Origin of the sequence: Nostoc sp. FACHB-888, assembly GCF_014696655.1 — a bacterium.
In the GTDB taxonomy this organism is placed as follows: domain Bacteria; phylum Cyanobacteriota; class Cyanobacteriia; order Cyanobacteriales; family Nostocaceae; genus Nostoc.
In genome coordinates, this window is sequence record NZ_JACJQM010000005.1 from 1 (window position 1) to 17,318 (window position 17,318).

24 protein-coding genes and 1 pseudogene are annotated in these 17,318 nt (G+C 40.9%); 8 read left to right on the forward strand and 17 right to left on the reverse strand.

Features of this window, described 5'->3' with window-relative positions; genetic code table 11:
* On the forward strand, positions 1 to 367 hold a 367-nt coding region (locus H6G26_RS04740), incomplete at its 5' end, for a transposase (protein ID WP_190728160.1).
* Positions 368 to 533: 166 nt separating this feature from the next.
* Positions 534 to 794: pseudogene (locus tag H6G26_RS04745) on the forward strand (hypothetical protein); the annotation flags it as partial.
* Between the two features lie 67 nt (positions 795 to 861).
* Here the strand turns inward: H6G26_RS04745 and H6G26_RS04750 are convergent.
* Complete coding sequence (locus H6G26_RS04750; RefSeq protein ID WP_109011114.1) at positions 862 to 1,065, reverse strand: hypothetical protein; 204 nt, start codon at positions 1,063 to 1,065, stop codon at positions 862 to 864.
* A 10-nt stretch (positions 1,066 to 1,075) separates the two neighbouring features.
* Complete coding sequence (def, locus tag H6G26_RS04755) at positions 1,076 to 1,639, reverse strand: peptide deformylase (protein ID WP_190728161.1); 564 nt, start codon at positions 1,637 to 1,639, stop codon at positions 1,076 to 1,078.
* Positions 1,640 to 1,747: 108 nt separating this feature from the next.
* Here def and H6G26_RS04760 point away from each other — a divergent pair, with 108 nt between their 5' ends.
* Together H6G26_RS04760 and H6G26_RS04765 are read left to right on the forward strand one after the other, a co-directional pair.
* Positions 1,748 to 2,650 (forward strand): ABC transporter permease, encoded by a 903-nt coding sequence (locus H6G26_RS04760; RefSeq protein WP_190728162.1) that lies wholly within the window; start codon positions 1,748 to 1,750, stop codon positions 2,648 to 2,650.
* Between the two features lie 50 nt (positions 2,651 to 2,700).
* Positions 2,701 to 3,510, forward strand: coding sequence for a DUF3598 family protein (locus H6G26_RS04765; RefSeq protein ID WP_190728163.1), 810 nt, complete (start codon positions 2,701 to 2,703; stop codon positions 3,508 to 3,510).
* A gap of 53 nt (positions 3,511 to 3,563) precedes the next feature.
* Here H6G26_RS04765 and H6G26_RS42350 read toward each other — a convergent pair whose 3' ends face one another.
* The 7 genes from H6G26_RS42350 to aat all read right to left on the reverse strand — a co-directional run bounded on the left by H6G26_RS42350 (position 3,564) and on the right by aat (position 6,487).
* Complete coding sequence (locus tag H6G26_RS42350) at positions 3,564 to 3,647, reverse strand: hypothetical protein (protein WP_242053592.1); 84 nt, start codon at positions 3,645 to 3,647, stop codon at positions 3,564 to 3,566.
* On the reverse strand, positions 3,647 to 4,057 hold the full coding sequence (locus H6G26_RS04770; RefSeq protein ID WP_242053587.1) for a DUF3368 domain-containing protein: 411 nt from the start codon (positions 4,055 to 4,057) through the stop codon (positions 3,647 to 3,649). Before H6G26_RS04770 ends, H6G26_RS42350 begins: the two co-directional genes overlap by 1 nt.
* Positions 4,054 to 4,302 (reverse strand): UPF0175 family protein, encoded by a 249-nt coding sequence (locus H6G26_RS04775; RefSeq protein WP_190728164.1) that lies wholly within the window; start codon positions 4,300 to 4,302, stop codon positions 4,054 to 4,056. Before H6G26_RS04775 ends, H6G26_RS04770 begins: the two co-directional genes overlap by 4 nt.
* Positions 4,303 to 4,423: 121 nt before the next feature.
* Positions 4,424 to 4,762 carry a DUF5615 family PIN-like protein gene (locus H6G26_RS04780; RefSeq protein WP_190728165.1) on the reverse strand — a complete coding sequence of 113 codons (339 nt, stop codon included), beginning with the start codon at positions 4,760 to 4,762 and terminating at the stop codon, positions 4,424 to 4,426.
* Positions 4,759 to 4,983 (reverse strand): DUF433 domain-containing protein, encoded by a 225-nt coding sequence (locus tag H6G26_RS04785; protein WP_174712394.1) that lies wholly within the window; start codon positions 4,981 to 4,983, stop codon positions 4,759 to 4,761. The genes H6G26_RS04780 and H6G26_RS04785 overlap by 4 nt, the downstream gene beginning before the upstream one ends.
* 169 nt (positions 4,984 to 5,152) lie before the next feature.
* The gene (locus H6G26_RS04790; RefSeq protein WP_190728166.1) at positions 5,153 to 5,569 is read right to left on the reverse strand and encodes a hypothetical protein; all 417 of its coding nucleotides are present in this window, start codon (positions 5,567 to 5,569) and stop codon (positions 5,153 to 5,155) included.
* A gap of 342 nt (positions 5,570 to 5,911) precedes the next feature.
* Positions 5,912 to 6,487 carry a leucyl/phenylalanyl-tRNA--protein transferase gene (gene aat, locus H6G26_RS04795; RefSeq protein WP_190728167.1) on the reverse strand — a complete coding sequence of 192 codons (576 nt, stop codon included), beginning with the start codon at positions 6,485 to 6,487 and terminating at the stop codon, positions 5,912 to 5,914.
* Positions 6,488 to 6,595: 108 nt separating this feature from the next.
* On the opposite strand from aat, the gene H6G26_RS04800 reads away from it, so the two are divergent.
* The gene (locus tag H6G26_RS04800; RefSeq protein WP_012410384.1) at positions 6,596 to 6,925 is read left to right on the forward strand and encodes a hypothetical protein; all 330 of its coding nucleotides are present in this window, start codon (positions 6,596 to 6,598) and stop codon (positions 6,923 to 6,925) included.
* A gap of 55 nt (positions 6,926 to 6,980) precedes the next feature.
* On the opposite strand, the gene rpsN is transcribed toward H6G26_RS04800, so the two are convergent.
* From rpsN to H6G26_RS04830, 6 genes are all read right to left on the reverse strand, one after another.
* The gene (gene rpsN, locus H6G26_RS04805) at positions 6,981 to 7,283 is read right to left on the reverse strand and encodes a 30S ribosomal protein S14 (protein ID WP_190728168.1); all 303 of its coding nucleotides are present in this window, start codon (positions 7,281 to 7,283) and stop codon (positions 6,981 to 6,983) included.
* Between the two features lie 75 nt (positions 7,284 to 7,358).
* Complete coding sequence (gene nth, locus H6G26_RS04810; protein WP_190728169.1) at positions 7,359 to 8,048, reverse strand: endonuclease III; 690 nt, start codon at positions 8,046 to 8,048, stop codon at positions 7,359 to 7,361.
* Positions 8,024 to 9,127 carry an RIP metalloprotease RseP gene (gene rseP, locus H6G26_RS04815; RefSeq protein WP_190728170.1) on the reverse strand — a complete coding sequence of 368 codons (1,104 nt, stop codon included), beginning with the start codon at positions 9,125 to 9,127 and terminating at the stop codon, positions 8,024 to 8,026. The genes nth and rseP overlap by 25 nt, the downstream gene beginning before the upstream one ends.
* A gap of 110 nt (positions 9,128 to 9,237) precedes the next feature.
* Complete coding sequence (gene serS, locus H6G26_RS04820) at positions 9,238 to 10,518, reverse strand: serine--tRNA ligase (RefSeq protein WP_190728171.1); 1,281 nt, start codon at positions 10,516 to 10,518, stop codon at positions 9,238 to 9,240.
* Positions 10,519 to 10,716: 198 nt separating this feature from the next.
* Positions 10,717 to 11,037: a hypothetical protein gene (locus tag H6G26_RS04825; RefSeq protein WP_190728172.1), complete on the reverse strand. Its 321-nt coding sequence runs from the start codon at positions 11,035 to 11,037 to the stop codon at positions 10,717 to 10,719.
* A gap of 291 nt (positions 11,038 to 11,328) precedes the next feature.
* Positions 11,329 to 11,907 carry a DUF3611 family protein gene (locus H6G26_RS04830; RefSeq protein WP_190728173.1) on the reverse strand — a complete coding sequence of 193 codons (579 nt, stop codon included), beginning with the start codon at positions 11,905 to 11,907 and terminating at the stop codon, positions 11,329 to 11,331.
* A gap of 718 nt (positions 11,908 to 12,625) precedes the next feature.
* On the opposite strand from H6G26_RS04830, the gene H6G26_RS04835 reads away from it, so the two are divergent.
* Both H6G26_RS04835 and H6G26_RS04840 read left to right on the forward strand, forming a co-directional pair.
* Positions 12,626 to 12,973 (forward strand): PadR family transcriptional regulator, encoded by a 348-nt coding sequence (locus H6G26_RS04835; protein WP_190728174.1) that lies wholly within the window; start codon positions 12,626 to 12,628, stop codon positions 12,971 to 12,973.
* Positions 12,974 to 13,026: 53 nt separating this feature from the next.
* Positions 13,027 to 13,557: a cofactor assembly of complex C subunit B gene (locus tag H6G26_RS04840; protein WP_190728175.1), complete on the forward strand. Its 531-nt coding sequence runs from the start codon at positions 13,027 to 13,029 to the stop codon at positions 13,555 to 13,557.
* Positions 13,558 to 14,007: 450 nt separating this feature from the next.
* Here the strand turns inward: H6G26_RS04840 and H6G26_RS04845 are convergent, their stop codons facing one another.
* Positions 14,008 to 14,325 carry a DUF3155 domain-containing protein gene (locus H6G26_RS04845; protein ID WP_041566316.1) on the reverse strand — a complete coding sequence of 106 codons (318 nt, stop codon included), beginning with the start codon at positions 14,323 to 14,325 and terminating at the stop codon, positions 14,008 to 14,010.
* A 282-nt stretch (positions 14,326 to 14,607) separates the two neighbouring features.
* On the opposite strand from H6G26_RS04845, the gene H6G26_RS04850 reads away from it, so the two are divergent.
* Entirely contained in the window at positions 14,608 to 15,954 is a 1,347-nt protein-coding gene (locus tag H6G26_RS04850) for an ATP-binding protein (protein WP_190728176.1), read from the forward strand.
* A 102-nt stretch (positions 15,955 to 16,056) separates the two neighbouring features.
* Here H6G26_RS04850 and H6G26_RS04855 read toward each other — a convergent pair whose 3' ends face one another.
* A complete protein-coding gene (locus H6G26_RS04855) occupies positions 16,057 to 17,247 on the reverse strand; it encodes a hypothetical protein (RefSeq protein ID WP_190728177.1) in 1,191 nt (396 codons plus the stop codon).
* Between the last annotated feature and the right edge of the window lie 71 nt (positions 17,248 to 17,318).

Below are 17,318 nucleotides of genomic sequence, written 5' to 3' on the forward strand. Positions count from 1 at the left end.
TTCTGACAATACTATTGATTATCTACGCTATTTATTAGACCAGTCCCCGAACCAACGATTACTTCTTTTTTGGGATGGTGCTTCTTACCATCGTTCTCATGCCGTTCAAGGCTTTTTAGGCGAGGTAAATGAAGGTTTGCCACCAGAGCAATGGAAAATTCACTGCGTCCGTTTTGCTCCTAATTGCCCATCACAAAATCCAATTGAGGATATTTGGTTACAAGCTAAAACATGGGTGCGGCGTTTCTGTGCTTTGATTCCTTCCTTCTCTCGTGTGAAGTGGATGTTTGAGTGGTTTATCCGACACACTACCTTTGATTTTACCACTCTTCAAATGTACGGAGCTTTTTCAGAAATCAAATATTAGTCCTATAGTTCCCGTTCACGTTGGTGTTCGCGTTAGCGTCTCTGAAAGAGAAGCCTCTCGTAGAGAAGCGTAGAAAGAAATTTAATGTTACTGGTAGTGATCCAGGTAAGCTCACTAAGTTACAACAAGTTATCGAATTTGAATATCAAGCATCTTCACTGAATGAGAAACCTTGCACGGGGCAAATTGGGTCAGGTCAGTTGCCTTTAGTCCCGACGGTCAAACCCTGATTTGTGGTAGCCAAGATGAGACAATTAAGCTTTGGGATGTATTGACAGGTGAGTGTCGAAAAACACTGCGTAGGCGTAGTCCGTCGTAGACATCGCTACGACCCTATGAAGGAATGAATATCACCGGGGTAACAGGGTTAACCGTAGCGCAGTTAGTGACGCTGAAAGCTTTAGGTGCAGTGGAAAATGCAGAGTAAAAATAAAAGGTAAAAGGATAAACTTTACCTTTGTTTCACCCTTTTACCTTTTTTATATACCTGATGCTTATTTCATGTTAGCCCTTGCGTCCTTCACTGCGGCAAAGAAAAATAATCCTGTGAGTGGAATGCTCAATGCCAGGATAATCGCAGTGGCTGTGAAACCAAAATCTGGTCGTCCGTAGCTGAGTTCAAAAATCGAACCGACAGCTGCGATCGCACTTACACAAGAACCACCCAGAAATAAACCGCTTTTTGGAGTTAAATACACTACTAATCCCCTATGCTATTGGTTTCACCGCTTGATACGAGAAGCCATTCTTAGATAGCTCCTGGGCTAAAGTCAAGGAGTTTTCTACACGGTCTACAAATACCACGCCGTTAAGGTGATCCATCTCGTGCTGAATGCAGCGTCCTAGCAAGTCATTAGCCTTTAATGTCCGGGGACGACCATACTCGTCTTTATAGGCGATTTCCACGACTTCGGGGCGCTTTACGTTTAGATATACGTTGGGAATGCTCAAGCATCCTTCTTCGGCAACAGAGATGTCGCGGCTTACCTGTTTGATAGTGGGGTTAATCAACACCAAGGGCTGATTAGCTGCATTTTCTGGTTCCAGATCGATGACAATTAGTTGTTTGTGAATTCCTACTTGGGGTGCAGCCAAACCAATGCCATCTTTGCTGTACATGGTTTGCAGCATTTCGCGCACCATCTGGCGAAGTTCGTCATCTACTTTGGGAACTCGCTTTGCAGCTTGACGCAGCACGCGATCGCCTAAATAATGAAGCTCCAAAGGTGGATTTTTTAACTTTTTTTTCTCTACAGCAATTTCAGAGGGCATGAGTCTTGATGGCTATTGGTGAAAATTCTTACTACTCTAATTCTATCAAGCTGGGAATTGGGAATTAGGAATTGGGAATTATTAATTACGAATTACGAATTACGAATTATGTTTAAGTCTTTCACCAAACTTGACTACCTGCTCAAAGAAACTTTCCTCGGTTTATTGCGGGGAGGTTGGATGAATTGGGCAGCTGTAAGTACTGTTACGGTGTTACTGTTTTTATTTGGCTTGAGTTTGCAAACCTCTTGGCAAGTTGAAAAACTCCTCTATCAGTTCGGTAGCCAGCTAGAAGTTTCAGTTTATCTCGAACCAGATAGGCAAGCCGAAACCATTGAGCCACTGATCGCAAAAATGCCAGAGGTAGCGACGATGCAAACCATTACCAAAGAGCAGGCTTGGACTAAGTTAGTTAAGGAAATGAAAATTTCTGATATTGAAGGTGCTACCGAGCAGCTAGGTGAGAATCCTTTGGTTGATGAGATTAAGGTGAAAGCGCGTAATTCTCAAGTTGTACCAACTTTGGCAACGCAACTGGCCAAGTTAAGAGGAGTTGAAACGGTGCAGTATGTGGATGAAGCAGTCAAACGCATTGCTCAATTACACCAAGGTCTGAACTGGATTACTTTAACAATTACGATTATTCTGACTTTAACAGCGATCGCAGTGACTACTACGACAATTCGGCTGATTGTCATGGCGCGACGGCAAGAAATTGAAATTATGCAACTAGTGGGAGCAACCTCCGTTTGGATTTACCTGCCGTTTATTTTACAAGGAATTGCTTTTGGTTTAGTTGGTGGTGCGATCGCTTGGAGTTTTATTTCTGTAATTCAACAGTTTATCGGTAAGTTGCTAGCTAATCAACCTGAGTTTATTCAAGCTATCACCAACGGAGTGCAACTCACTCCAAGAGAAATATTACTATTGCCCCTGATTCTCTTAAGCTTTGGTGCAGCTGTAGGATTAATAGGAAGCTTATTCGCTGTCCGACGTTTTGCCAAGGGTTAATCGTTAATCATTGGGCATTGCAAAGGACAAATGACAAATGACAAAACCTTATGAAATCGCAATGGGAATGTTTTCTGCAAAATCTCGGTGTCTGGGAAGGTTCATTTACCAATTTTTCTCCTGAAGGTACACTTCTGAACGATACTCCTAGCCATCTTTCCCTAGAAGGTTTGAACAATAACCAAACAGTGCGCTTAACTTTGTGTCGTTCGGGACGAGATGATTTAGTCAAAGAATATAGTTCTGTGGGAGGGGGTCTACTGTTTTTTGAAAATGGTTCATTTTCTGAAGGTTTAATTCAACTAGGGCCATTTTCAGAATTCGGTGCAGAACTCGCTTTTGTTCATGGAAATCACCGCTTACGCCTGGTGCAACTGTTTGATAAGACTGGTAATCTAAGTAGACTAGTTTTGATTCGAGAACATCTAGCCAGAACCGCAGCAGCAAAACGTCCACCCTTGCAAGTAAATGACTTGTTGGGAGAATGGCTTGGCGAAGCAGTGACAATATATCGAGATTTGCGATCGCCTGATATTTACTCTACAACTTTGAAAATACAACTTGATGATACTGGGCGATTAATTCAAAGTACCTCTTTTGGGGAACGTACAATTACCTCAACTGCTACTATCAAAGGTTCCATCATTCTTTTTGACCAAGATCCCGAAAAGCAAGTACAAGTATTATTGTTACCTGATGGCGCTTCTGCAACTTCTCCCCTCAAGGTGCAATTACGTCAACCATTATTTTTGGAAGCGGGTTGGTTAATCCAGCCAAATATGCGTCAGAGGATGATTCGCAGCTATAACGATAAAGGCGAATGGGTTAGTCTGACATTAGTTACTGAAGAAAAAGTGTAAGGGATTTGAGAGTGCGATCGCTGTATCCTTCTTAGAAAGATTATATTGCTTACTCAACCTTCATTTACCATATCTAAAATCTGATTGTATAAGGCTGGAGAGACTCTAAACTCTGATGTAGTAATCAAGGTATCCATCAACGGTTTGACAGCAACGATAAGATTTTGGTGTTTCGCCTCATCAAAATACCCAGCAATCCAGTAATCCTCAACCCCAGGCGATTGGCTTCTGCTCGGCCTCGACGCTCATCAATCAATAGCAAATCAGCACTCAATTCTAAGGCGAGGGCGATCGCCTCACACTCTCCAGGATCTAATCTCACCTTATCTCGAAGGCGTTCAACAATCTCACGGCTTGCAACTTGTAGAACTTCCAGCCAAGAAGCAGTTTTAACTTCAGAGGTTCCCGGAACGGGAGGATCAATATCGGTAAGCTCACAATATACTGCTTCGGGAATGGTGACTTGAGTGTAGAGTTGAGGCAGAAGTTGCAAGTGTTGAATTGCTGCCAAATTTGTGATTGCCGACGTATCGCTGATAACAATCAAAGCCTTCCAAGCTCTCGCAGATTTTTCAAATCCAATTCAAAGTCTTCAACATCGTAGGAGTAGAGAGGGATGTTTCGCTGCTTGAGGAGTTGGCGAAAGGTATTAGGTTGCATATCCGCTAGCTGACTGGCATAGCCTATCGTTAAGCGTCCTGTCTGGAATAGGAACAGTGCAATTTCTTGACAAAACTCGCTTGGGGTAAGCTGAGATGCTTGTAGAATTTCGTCTGAGATTACAACACTCATAGCAAGGCTAGTTTACCGATTATATCTTTAGGGTAGCCCAAGAAACCTCAACACAACAGATTGACTACATTCCGGTGCAATGTATTTGTTAGACTGCGATCGCTTTTATTAGCCTGCACCGTTAATCCCCTCTGATTTCAACTAACGCTTCACCAGCTTGCAAAAGCTCTAATGCTTCTGGCAATGTTAAATTCAGAATCTCTTTCAATCGGGCATTTGAAGTATTACCACACGTCAACCAGATAACTTGTGGTGGACTTCCAAAACGATCAACTAAGTCAGCAAAGTCACTGTCTTTGGTGATGAATATGACTCCTCTAGCCCTCGCTACCTCGAAAATCTCTGGATCTTCGGCATCTCTCAGGCCAACATCACGCAAAGCTAATGCCGTTATGCCAAATGTGATGGTGATCCAACTTGCAATTGTCGGTGACAGATGTGCATCTACCCAGATTGTCATGCAACCAAAACGGGATGATTGAGCTTACGTGAAGCGTACACAAGTGCTGCTTTAAGATCATCCGCTTCTAAATCGGGCATTTCTTCTAAGATTTGTTCGGCACTCAGTCCAGCCGCAAACAAGTCGAGTACATCTGATACCCGAATTCTCATGCCCCGGATACAGGGACGACCACCACATTGTTTGGGATTAACTGTAATTCTTCCAAGTAAGTCTGACATACGGTTTCACTCGGAAATAGTCTTTAACTCACTATATGTGATGCTTCTTTGCATTATGAGCATAAAATTTGTTGGTTTTAGCTAGTAAATCTAACCTACAATATCTGTTATAAAATGGTGATCGCCCTCTCCAGAAAAGAATTAAGATATTGATTACGCGGCTGTATGCTCATCTAGCTCGTCGTCTTCTGTAGTGTGCTTTGACAGGTGATCCATTTCGATAATGTGCTTTTACGGGTATATAGTCATCCTTGTTATAGATTTTATCATACTCTTCGGGAGTTATTTTTTCCCTAGTTTCCTTAATAGGCTGTTGTAGTGTTCTATTGGTAGGGCTAGAGGATTCAGAACGACTAATTTGAGAAAGATTTTTTATCTGCTCCTTCAATTTAGCTATCTCATTTTGTTGCTGTTGATAGTTTTGATATAATACTTGGTATTGGTGTTGTAACTCTGATTTCTGAGAACTTAGCTGAGACTTTTCAATTTGCAAGTTTTCAACTTCGGATTTTTTACTTTGGCCATAGTCATTAATATCTTGAATTCTTTTCTCTAAATCTGATTTCTGTTGATTTAGTTGGGACAATTTGTTTTCTAAATAATTAATTTCTCTTTGTTTTATTTGCTCAATATCTGCTGAATTTTGAATATCTTTTTGTAACTTAGATATTAATTTTTCTAAGCTATCTATTTGAGATTGTTTTTTTAGATAACTCTATTATATGCCTTCTCCAAAGCGCCATCTGTAACCTTATCAATTGTATAAATCACAATATTTACTGTTTGTAAAGCCAGTACAGATAAATCCATGTCGGTAGTGATCCTGATATAATCTTTGATATTTATAACACATATATATTACTATGCTTCAAGTGTTACCCTATACCCTACAGACAGCATAAAAGTAACTTGACTTATCTTTATACACCTACACTAAGTTACAAGTACGTTGCAACGCTTGCTTAAGTAAAGTTTGATATTCTTCATCCTCAACCTGATAAGCCCCAAACCTCTCCAAATGCGGATTCATCATTTGGGCATCAAAAAACACAAATTTCCTCTGACGCAATCTTTCCACCAACTTTACCATCGCCACCTTAGAACCTTCGGGAATGCGGTAAAACATCGACTCGCCAATGAAAGCACCGCCAATAACAATCCCTAAAATTCCTCCAGCTAGCTCATCACCCTGCCAAGTTTCAAAACTAAAAGCATAACCACTCTGGTAAAGTAGCCAGTAAATCTTTTGCAATTCCGGTGAAATCCAAGTTGTCTCTCTGTCAGCACACCCAGCCACCACAGCTTGAAAGTCCCGATTAATCGCCACACTAAAACGCTCTTGATTCAGGACACGCTGCAAAGACTTAGGGTAACGAAACCGTTCATCCAAAGGAATAAAAGTCCGATCGCAACTTCCGTACCAACTCAGGCGATCGCACTCATCAGCCATGAGAAAATAGCCTTGTGCATAACCCTCAACAATAGCCGCGATATCATATTCCATAAATAAATATAAAAAAAAACACCAGAGAAACGCCATTTGATCCTATCAATCATCCTCCGCGTTCCTCTGCGTTTCCCTCCGCGTCCCTCTGCGTTTAAAATAAAAAAGATGACTCAACCAATTCCACCCATTACCTTACCACCGCCTGAAAACCCTCTACTCGAAGGTGAATGGTTACGAGAACGCTTACAACGATGGCTAGATACAGAATTTATCCCCGAAGCAGTCAACCAAAATATTGCCCAACGAGCAGCACAGATTTTTGTGCGTCAACGGATGGAAGGAGAAAATGACCTTGGTTCTCTGGTAATTGCCATTGTCACAGAGATGCAGTCGTATGATTTTTCCAATAGCTTCTATGGAGAGTTTGCGATCGCTAACGCCGTCAGCGATCTACTCTTAGAGAGTCTGGGAATTGATAAATGTTGTGGTCAATAATTTTTGTTATTTGTCATTAGTCCTTTGTTATTTACCAATGACTAATGACTCTTAACTACCAACTAGACTTAACAACTCCAGGCAAAAGACCTTCATGTGCCCATTCGCGCAGCACGTTCCGAGACAACCCAAAATCGCGGTAAACACCTCTAGAACGACCAGTCAACCAACAACGGTTGCGGTGGCGGGTGGGCGCACTATTCCGGGGTAGCTGTTGAATCTTGCGGTGGATTTCCAACTTATCTAGGGGAGATGCTGCACTTTTGAACTCTTCCAAAAGAGCTTCCCGCTTGTCAGCATACTTTTCTATCAACCTAGTGCGCTTTTTCTCGCGCTCAATCATGCTCTTTTTTGCCATTATTCTCGAACTTATTTAAAGACACCGTTCTCTATTCTACAGTTTCTCCATCAATTCTGGGGTTACTTGTGTCGCTTACCCTACAACCACTGGCTTATTAGCAGCAGGACATAAATCGGCAAGCTCACAAGCAATACAGACGGGAGAGCGTGCTTTACAAATAGCACGACCATGATAAATCAGCCGAATTGACCAATTTTCCCAATCAGGCTGCGGCAGTAAAACCATTAAATCTTGCTCAATCCGAACAGGGTCTTTATGCTCAGTTAAACCTAAGCGTTCGCATAGACGCTTGACATGAGTATCTACCGTTACGCCAACATTAATGCCGTAACCATGACCCAGAACTACATTTGCTGTCTTTCGCGCCACACCTGGAAGCTTTAACAACTGTTCCATTTGGTTGGGAACAACAGAGTCAAACTCGTTAACAATCATCCGACAGGCGGCTTGAATGTTCTTGGCTTTATTGCGATAAAACCCTATTGAACGCACCAAGTTTTCTAATTCTACCAAGTCAGCGATCGCTAAACTAGCAGCATCAGGAAACCGCTCAAATAAAGCTGGTGTAACTTTATTCACCCGCTCATCAGTACACTGAGCAGATAGAATAGTTGCCACCAACAATTGTACTGGCGTTGAGTAGTTCAAAGAGCAAGTAGCATCCGGATAAAGACGCTTCAGGCGAGCTAAAATTTCTATCGCCCGTTGCTTTTTAGATAACGATTTGCGGGTAATGCTCACTGGAACAATTTTTGTACCCACTCCAATTGGCTAGTTAATTGAGTAGTTTCTTTAACTATCAGAAAAATTCCTAACCCTAAGAGTAACACTAAACCAGTTTGCATTACACCTTCTTGAATGCGAGCCGGAACAGGCTTACCGCCGCGCAGACCTTCAATCAGCAGGAAAGCCAGTTGTCCGCCATCCAAGGCTGGTAAAGGCAAAATATTGATAATAGCCAAGTTAATGCTGATAATTGCGCCAAAAGACAACAGATTTACAGTATTGTCCTCAGCTAATTTTGCACCAATTTTGACAATATTAACTGGCCCAGAAACTTGTCCAGCAGTTTGTTGAAAGTTGGTAATCAACTGTCCAAAACCGCTCAGTGTCCCAACAAATAATTGTTGAAACCTGTTAGCAGCAAGACCGAAAATTTCAAAAGGGCTATTAGGACGGCGATAAATTGCTGTAGCATTGGGACTAAGCGCCACACCAACTACACCTTTGCCATCGGCTCCCTCTTTTGGCGTTAATTTTATGGATTGTTGTTGGTTTTCACGCTGAATTTTCAGTTCGATTTGCTGATTTGGATGAGTTTGAATTTCTTTTGTCAACAAAGGAGTTGACTTGTCAGAAGCCGGGAGTTCTTGACCGTTAACAGCCAGAATAATATCTCCTTCCCGAATTCCTGCTTGGTAGGCAACAGATTCTTGATTAACAGGCTGGACAACGACACCAGCTTTATAGTTGAATTCCTTGGGAATGCCAACGATACCTAATTGCAGAACCAGCACCAAATAGGCAAATATTAAATTTGCTATCACTCCAGCACTGATAACGATCGCTCGGTCTAAAATTGGACGATTACGCAGCAGATTTGGGTCATTGGGTGGAACATCGCTATCGGGGTCATCATCGGGAAAGCCCACAAAGCCGCCCAAGGGAAAGGCGCGGACAGCATATTCGGTTTGTGAACCTTGATACTTCAAAAGAACTGGGCCAAAACCCAAAGAAAAGCGGTTAACGAGAATGCCTTGAGAACGGGCTGCAACAAAATGTCCCAACTCGTGTACCAAGATTAAAACAGCCAAAACTGCGATCGCTGCTAAAACTGACATAGAGTAAATTAGTGAAAATATTAAGCTGTAGTTATCTCCATTCTAATTGGGCATTGGGCATTGGGCATTGGGCATTGGGCATGGGGCATTAATAAAAGACTAATGACCAATCATAATACTTCACGCCCCAAGTAAGGTTGCAACACTTCTGGTATCCTCACCGTCCCATCAGCCTGCTGATAATTCTCCAAAATTGCTGCCATTGTCCGTCCCACAGCTAAACCCGAACCATTCAGGGTATGTACAAACTGAGTGCCTTTCTTCCCTGTTTCTTTGAAGCGAATATCAGCTCGTCGCGCCTGGAAATCTATAGTATTGGAACAGCTAGAAATTTCGCGGTATTTGCCAGAAGAGGGCAACCAAACCTCTAAATCATAAGTTTTGGTAGAAGCAAATCCCAAATCCCCACTACTTAAATTTACTACTCGGTAAGGCAACTTCAACGCCTGTAAGATTGCTTCTGCATTCCCTACCAATTTCTCCAGTTCATCAAAAGATGTACTGGGTTCGACAAATTTCACCATTTCCACTTTATTGAATTGATGGAGGCGAATTAATCCCCGCATATCACGTCCATAGCTACCAGCTTCGCGGCGAAAACAGGGAGTAAAAGCACAGTGGTAGATAGGCAAGTTTTCAGCAGCGAGAATTTCGCCCCGATAAAGATTTGTAACTGGGACTTCAGCCGTAGGAATCAGCCACAAGTCATCATCAGCGCATTTAAAGCTTTCTTCAGCAAACTTGGGTAACTGACCGGTCGCCGTCAAAGACTCGGTATTCACTAACAACGGTGGACTGACTTCCACATAACCCGCTTGAGTATGGAGAGACAGCATAAATTGAATTAATGCCCTCTCTAATGCTGCACCAGCGCCTATCAATGTCACAAAGCGACTTTGGGCAACTTTAACAGCCCGTTCAATATTGAGAATACCTAGCTTTTCGCCGATTTCCCAGTGAGGGAGAATATTCGGATTTTGGGGAATGTATTCATCACCCCAACGGCGCACCTCTACGTTATCTTCCTCATTTTTACCAAGGGGTGTAGAGTCGCTTGGTAAATTGGGAAGTGCCAACACAAGTTGGGCAATTTCAGCTTTGAGGTCTTTTTCTTGGGGTTCCAGTTCGCTCAATGTAGCCTTGACAGAGTTACCTTCATCCCGCAAAGCTTGAATTTCTGGGTCTTGAGGATTAATTCCAGATTTAATCTTTTGCCCAACAATTTTACCAATTTCGTTGCTCCGAGCTTGAAGTTGACTGCGTGTCCCCTCTAGTTCTCGTTGCTGCCGATCTAACTGTAAAATCGGTTCAATGTCGTATTTACCATTACGACTATTCAGTCGTTCTTGAACTAATTGCGGATTTTCCCGTATTTGCTTAATATCCAGCACAGATTTTTCTCAGTTTTTAGCCTAAAATCTTCCTGTCAATACAGTTAACACATAAGCATTTAGCATATAGTAATTTTGGTTGGCTGTGACTGGAAAAACAAAGTTTATTAGAAAAATTCAGTCTTAATCTCTTAATCAAGATTTTACCCTAGCATCACTGCCAGGGCTAAGAAACCATATAATAATCTATTTAGCTAATCATAAACTCTTATTTTGAGTCACTGTCGTTTCAGAAAACTGACCAAGACTCTGACCATTACCATTACCATTATTATCAGTGGCTGCAAACGTCCTTTGAGTGATATTCGGTGGTTCCTTATCGTCTCTGGTTTGTCCAGGTGAAGGCAACCAGTAGGCAAGCACACCTGATAAACCACCCCAGTAGAGCGCAATATTTTTATCATCTGCTGGTGAGCCAAGCTTGAAAATGCACAGTCCCAATACGATGCTACTAAAGAAAACCTGTACGCCAAATCTCCATACGTCTTGATTAAATTTCTGTGCTGATTGATTTCTCATAGTGTCATACTTCCCAAAAAGGTACATATTATCCCAGTGCTAGTTTTGGCATCACCAATACAACTTGGCGGAATTCGTAATTATGCTCGTACCCTTACAGGTATCGTGCTTGACGCAGCGTGCCGCTTTTTTGACTCGCTAACGTAATTCGTAACTCCTATACCGCAAGCGTTCCATTGATTTGAATTACGCAGTGCTGTACTAGCAGTATGTTTTTCAAGGATTATGTAGTAGTCTTCACACCCAGTTTTGCCCGTTTCGGAAAAATATGATCAACTTCAGCACTTAATATTAGGGCCGGTTAATCCGATTCAGTAGCCATAATGATGCAATAAGCCCTGCAAAATGTGCTGAAACGGTGTTGGTGTTTGCCTGCACCACAAGCATATCTAGACCGCTAATAATCCGGGTAGGGTCAAAAAATTGGGTAGTTATGGCTTGGGGAGATATGGATCTTGCTACCAGTGTACCAACGATCGCTTGCGCCCCCAAAAGAGTTACCAGTGTTCCCCCTAAATTCAGCCACAGCCCTAAGCGTAATACTTGCACAGTCTCGCTTTTGCGAGGGCGGTTACTGGGATTGGAGGATTCCAATTGCTTGCCAATTCTAGTGTAACGGTAAGCTAAATAAATGCCCCCACCTAAAACAACCAGTCCACAAATTGCTAAAAATACACCAAAGCCAGTCCCAGGATTATTACTAGAACTGCCACTTCTTTGATTAAAGATGGCAAACAGCAACACAATTATGCTAGAAACAACGCCTAGCACTAGCTGAATCCAGAAGCTAATCCAACCTGTAAGGCGAAAAGTTTGGGCAATTGCCCGGAGAGTTGAGGAAGATGATGGAGCATCGGGAGTCTGTGACATACTGATCACTAATGTGCTGGGCGCTTGATTAAAGGACACGGGGACAAGGAGAACTTTGTTGAGAGGTATCACACTCCGCGTCTCTGGCTCTCCTAGAGCACCAATTCAGTAATCCTGGAAGAACCTCAGCTAGGGGGTTACGTTTTTGATTCCTGAATAGATGCTCTAGTCTTTGCGTCTTCTTTGATCAATTTACTATCACATATACCAAATAGGACAAGAGATTATCTTGTCCAGCAAATCAGCAATGGTTACTACTTAAATAAATATGTCCACAGGCATAGTGACTTTAACTCAGACATATTCCTTAGCTTAAGCTTTTGGAATCTGCATTGAGAAAATCACTCTAAAACAAAGTGTTTATTAAGTTCTACAGACAAAATAGCATTTTACCTGTAAAATTTCTTCGATGGCATTTTATTGCTTAAGCAGTTCTAACTAGCTCGGCATCACTTAACACCAAGACAGTGACTTTGCCACTGTCTGTTCGCTCCTCACCACACCGTATCGAGCTTAAGTAGGAGTACATTATTCTGTGCCCCTAAAACTCGCAAACTCGTCCCACAACTTCACAGGCGTGGGTAATTATTTCGTATTTACGCTTTGGAAATCTATTGTAAGTAGTTTTATATACATTGCTTACTTAGCGGTAGCACTGTATACTGACTACAAGGATTGTAGACCGACCCTAAGGCATTTTTTTAGCCATTCACTAACCATGAAACTTGAGGATATATATCAATTCTTTGAGAATCCTCCGCCAACTTACCTTTGTCAGGAAGTAGCAGTTTGTTACATACTGTCTGTTTTGTTACAAGGTGAATCCTACGGAACCGAGTTGATTGAGCAATTAGAAACTGAATATCCAACCTATAGGCTTTCGGATACCGTACTTTATAGTGCAATCAAATTTCTGGAAGACCAAAGGGCAATCACTGGATATTGGAAGAAACTGGAAGGACGAGGACGCCCTAGGCGGATGTACCAAGTTTCTCCAGAATGGCAAGTTCAAGCGCAAGAGTTAGCTTTTCAATGGCTTGACTACATCAACAGGAAGACAAAGTAACGAATGATTGATAATGAATAAGTCTCCTCCAGTCAAACAGTAACAATTTAGTTATGGATACTGCTATTCTGCCATCTACGTTCCTGCTAACCTTGTTGTTATCGGTTGGGCTGTTTTTCTTTATTCGTGCCTCGACTAAAGACCGCATAGAAACAGCGCAACTGGTATCTGAGCAAGACGAAGCTGCTTTAATGTCTCAATTACAAGAGTATTTTCGCTCACGGTCTTACCGAGTGGCAGAGGTAGACCGAGAACAAAACAAAGTGACTTTTGAAGGTAATGTTCGCCCCAGTTGGTTCTTAGCTATATTTTTAACTCTGCTGGCAGCGACTGGTATTGTTTGTCTATCACTAGTCGTGTATCTGCTTTTTCCTAACCTAAGTACCTTTGTTCTGGCTATGGTACTGCTGTCGCCTTTAAGTGGCCTATTTTATTGGAAAAAATCTGGGAGACTTGAGAAGGTGTCGCTCAAAGTAGAAACAACTCAGAGCAAACAAACCCCCTCAAGTAAAATCACTGTAGTTGCCCATCGAGATGAACTGGGCGAGTTACAGAGAACTCTACAGCTCAAGGCTGGGGAATAATTTTTGGTTTTTATGACGATCTATTAACTATGATATGCAGACTTCTGACCTGACCTACTCTTTAGGCAATGGAAAGTAGGAAGGAGGAAATCAAGACTTCTGCTTTGTCAGTTTTCCCCACGACAAAAGTTGTGGGGAAAAATTTAAATTCATTAACTTAAATTTGTTGACAGAGCTTGGTTAACAATTCACGGCATAAGAGCACAACTTCACTAGCGCTTTTGGACGCGCTTGGCTTTATACCCACTCCCTTCTGCTTCGTCAAAATAGCATCAATCCATGCAATATAGCGTGGTTTGAGATAAATTAACTTTCCAACTACCTGGACTAGCCTTAAAAAGCAAATCAACTCCAAACTAAAAAAAGATTAAATTCTGCATAAACTTAGCAATTTTGCCAGTTAATGATAGTCAGGAGCCATATTCAATGCGTAAGATGACCGTTTATGGTTCACCGACTAGCTAAAGCAAGAGGTTCTTGACCTGGCGAGGGTTCTAATACCCTTAAGCTAGGAAACAAGAAATGGTTCTCCTCTACGTATTGAGCACCAAACAGTCCTTTTTCTGCCCAGAAATAACGATCTGTAGTGTGTTCGTTTCGCTTTACGAGTAGCAACGCAGGTGGCAAAATACCTTCAGCTTGAATAAATCTTCTCGCTGCTGTCACAGGTTTTTCTTCGCCACTTTCGATGCTATATTGAGGCACATGTTCCAAAATTCGCCGTCCTTCCTGACGACGACGACTTTTCCTTTTGCGTCTCCTTGCCAATCTATTGTCCTCCTCTTTCAAGCTATAGATTGTAGTGATAGCTACAAAATCCGTCGCCATTATATAAGTTCTAGTTCAAAATATCAATAGGTTTTAGCCTTTTAATGTAAAAAAATTAATACCTTTGAAGATAGATAAAAAAATCCCCCAAGAATATAATCCCTTGGTACAAACCTTTCATGTAGAAGATTTTAGTTAAGCTTTATTAAATGAGTGAGGTAAACACTAAGTATCTTCTCTTAATCATGCCTCAAAATCTGTAATCTTGAGCAAAAGCTAAAAATGTTAATGTCTGCCAGTTCCGATTTTCTTACTCTGTGTCGAGAGCAAATAGCGTTGCTAACCCAAGGGCTGGGAGCAACTTTAAGTATTGTGTACCTGACACAAGAATTGGTAGAGACTCCTTCAGGTGAGGCCAAACTGATTCCTGTAGTGATTTATCCGGAAATAGCATTATTACCCCCAGGGGAGGAAACTGCTGAGGCGACAGCATATAAGCAACTTCAAGTTGGAAATGTGTTTATATTACCTAATCAACAAAGAAGGTTATTGACAGCAGGATTAGAATCTCCAACCTCGTCGCAGGAGTTTGAGGCGTCTCAACCCCATCTAAAAGAGGAATACCTTTTTAGTGGCAACCAAATTGTTTTACCTCTGGTTTATGAGGGTATGATGATGGGGTTACTGGTAACGGGTAGGCAAGACCGGGCATGGAATGAACAGGAGGAAAGTCAGATTCAACAGATAGCCCAAACATTAGCGATCGCTTGTATTTTAGATCAGCGACGAGCATGGTTTGAGCATGAGTTACATGAGCAACAAATTCTCCAAGAAAAACAGCGAGATTTGCTGGATAACCTGTTACATCAGTTTCGTAACCCATTAACAGCATTACGGACTTTTGGCAAACTGCTATTGAAACGGCTCAGGCCAGGAGATGCCAACCGAGATGTGGCAACTAGTATTGTGCGAGAAAGCGATCGCCTCCAAGAATTGTTGCAACAATTTGATCAAGTAATTGATTTGACAGAGGCAGATTTAGCACCACTACATCTGCCCGGACATGAAGTATTTGTGGAAGCAACTATCCAAAAAGACGCTAATCCACCGCTATTATTGCCGGGAACGGGAGATAAAGCAGTTGACTGCTCCTTAGCAGATATATTAGAACCATTATTAATATCAGCTAAAGCGATCGCCCAAGAGCGAAAGTTAAAACTAATAACTGAAATTCAACAGAATTTACCTTTAGTACGTGCCAACATCAAAGCATTACAAGAGGTTTTAACTAACATCATCGATAATGCATTAAAATATACCCCCACTGGGGGCAAAATTTTAATTCAAGCGGGGCAAAAAAAGTCTAATTTTCAGGGAATTGTCATCAGCGACAACGGGCCTGGCATTCCACCCGAAGATTTAGAGCATCTTGGAGAACGACATTATCGGGGTGTACAAGCGCAAACAGAAATCCCCGGCACTGGTTTGGGGTTAGCGATCGCAAAACAATTAATAGAGCAAATGCAGGGCGAAATCGAGGTTTTCAGCCCTGCAATCAACTCCAAACTAACTTCACCCGATACGCCGGGAACTACGTTTATTATTTGGTTACCGGAAGTTGGAAGTTAGTTTATTCAGAACAGGTTATCCCGTTTTCCTTTAATCTTTAACGCTGCTCAAAATTCTAACCTTAGATTATTATTTTTAACGATAAAATAGCTAAGTATTTATTCACATTATAGTTAGCATATCATCCAAGCGTATTGTCATATTACCTGACTGGACTTCAACCAGCGAAGAAGTTAACTTATCAAACTCTAGAGATACACCTATCTGGCTATTATTTATTAATTGAGACAGTGTTGGTATTTCTTTAAGCAACTCATCACTAAGATATGATCTAAGAAGGACAGTCTGCATTTCATTGCTATTGATAAAATCAGTAATATTACGCTTGAGTTTTTCAAGATCCTCAAGAAGTAAAGTAATTCGCTCCTTATCTTCTTTACGACTATTATAATAGGAATTCTCACTTTCCTTAATAGTCAGTTTTAGATACATATAAGCAACTCTTTCAAGAATTTCTTTAACTTTAGACATTTTTACATTTTTTGGCTGCTTGCTGAAAGCAAGGTTATCAAAAAAATTCTTTTTTTGGTCATTATTATATGGTTCTATTACATTTATCTTCTTATTCTTAAGAGAATTATTCATATTCAAAATACTATTAATTATATCATTTATTCCTGGTTTACTGTAAGTATTGTTTTCAATACCTACGAAAAATATATTATATATATAAATTCCGATCATGTTTAAATAATAAACACTAGGTTCAATATTTTGATAGTACACAACTTCCCTTACTATTTCAGGATTAGTAATATTGTTTATAATTGTCGATACTTCATCATTATTATCTTCCTCAAACGAGACGTGTTTATAAGTTAAATTAGAGCCTTCTGAAGATTCAACTTGCAACAATACATTTGTAGTATTATTTTGAGGCTTTATTATAATCCAATCTCCCTTTTCAATATTATTTTTATAAGAAGACGAATCTAAAAATTGATATTCATATTGTTTATTTTCTAATTCTTTAATTTTAATTTTTCGACGCAGAAACGCTAAATAATTTGGGACAAAAGGATTTCCCATATCACGAGTAATTTTTGTATATACAGAGTCACTTCTTAAATCCTTCCTATAATACTCTTCCGTCTTGTATGCCTGAAACCTTATAGTTAGATTTTCTGGCTCACCATTTGTCTCTCTAATAACCAAGTTTGTAGGATGTAACTCACTAAATGAGAATGAATTCTGCGAAGATGAAGATTGCACAGAGCGATTAACTAATTCAGATATTTTATCCAAGTACCAAAATCCTCTTACAAAACGAGCAGGTAATTTATCCTTATCCAAGTTCTGTAGTTCTTTGAGTGTTTCTAAAAAACTTGGAGTAGGTGAATTATTTTCCTTTTCCCAATTGCGGC

Excerpts from the sequence above, each read along its gene's own strand:
- def (WP_190728161.1), bottom strand. The coding sequence starts at position 1,639 with ATGCCCTCTGAAATTGCTGTAGAGAAAAAAAAGTTAAAAAATCCACCT.
- H6G26_RS04760 (WP_190728162.1), top strand. The coding sequence starts at position 1,748 with ATGTTTAAGTCTTTCACCAAACTTGACTACCTGCTCAAAGAAACTTTC.
- H6G26_RS04765 (WP_190728163.1), top strand. The coding sequence starts at position 2,701 with ATGAAATCGCAATGGGAATGTTTTCTGCAAAATCTCGGTGTCTGGGAA.
- H6G26_RS42350 (WP_242053592.1), bottom strand. The coding sequence starts at position 3,647 with ATGGATACCTTGATTACTACATCAGAGTTTAGAGTCTCTCCAGCCTTA.
- H6G26_RS04775 (WP_190728164.1), bottom strand. The coding sequence starts at position 4,302 with ATGAGTGTTGTAATCTCAGACGAAATTCTACAAGCATCTCAGCTTACC.
- H6G26_RS04780 (WP_190728165.1), bottom strand. The coding sequence starts at position 4,762 with ATGACAATCTGGGTAGATGCACATCTGTCACCGACAATTGCAAGTTGG.
- H6G26_RS04785 (WP_174712394.1), bottom strand. The coding sequence starts at position 4,983 with ATGTCAGACTTACTTGGAAGAATTACAGTTAATCCCAAACAATGTGGT.
- aat (WP_190728167.1), bottom strand. The coding sequence starts at position 6,487 with ATGGAATATGATATCGCGGCTATTGTTGAGGGTTATGCACAAGGCTAT.
- H6G26_RS04800 (WP_012410384.1), top strand. The coding sequence starts at position 6,596 with ATGACTCAACCAATTCCACCCATTACCTTACCACCGCCTGAAAACCCT.
- rpsN (WP_190728168.1), bottom strand. The coding sequence starts at position 7,283 with ATGGCAAAAAAGAGCATGATTGAGCGCGAGAAAAAGCGCACTAGGTTG.
- rseP (WP_190728170.1), bottom strand. The coding sequence starts at position 9,127 with ATGTCAGTTTTAGCAGCGATCGCAGTTTTGGCTGTTTTAATCTTGGTA.
- H6G26_RS04825 (WP_190728172.1), bottom strand. The coding sequence starts at position 11,037 with ATGAGAAATCAATCAGCACAGAAATTTAATCAAGACGTATGGAGATTT.
- H6G26_RS04830 (WP_190728173.1), bottom strand. The coding sequence starts at position 11,907 with ATGTCACAGACTCCCGATGCTCCATCATCTTCCTCAACTCTCCGGGCA.
- H6G26_RS04835 (WP_190728174.1), top strand. The coding sequence starts at position 12,626 with ATGAAACTTGAGGATATATATCAATTCTTTGAGAATCCTCCGCCAACT.
- H6G26_RS04840 (WP_190728175.1), top strand. The coding sequence starts at position 13,027 with ATGGATACTGCTATTCTGCCATCTACGTTCCTGCTAACCTTGTTGTTA.
- H6G26_RS04850 (WP_190728176.1), top strand. The coding sequence starts at position 14,608 with ATGTTAATGTCTGCCAGTTCCGATTTTCTTACTCTGTGTCGAGAGCAA.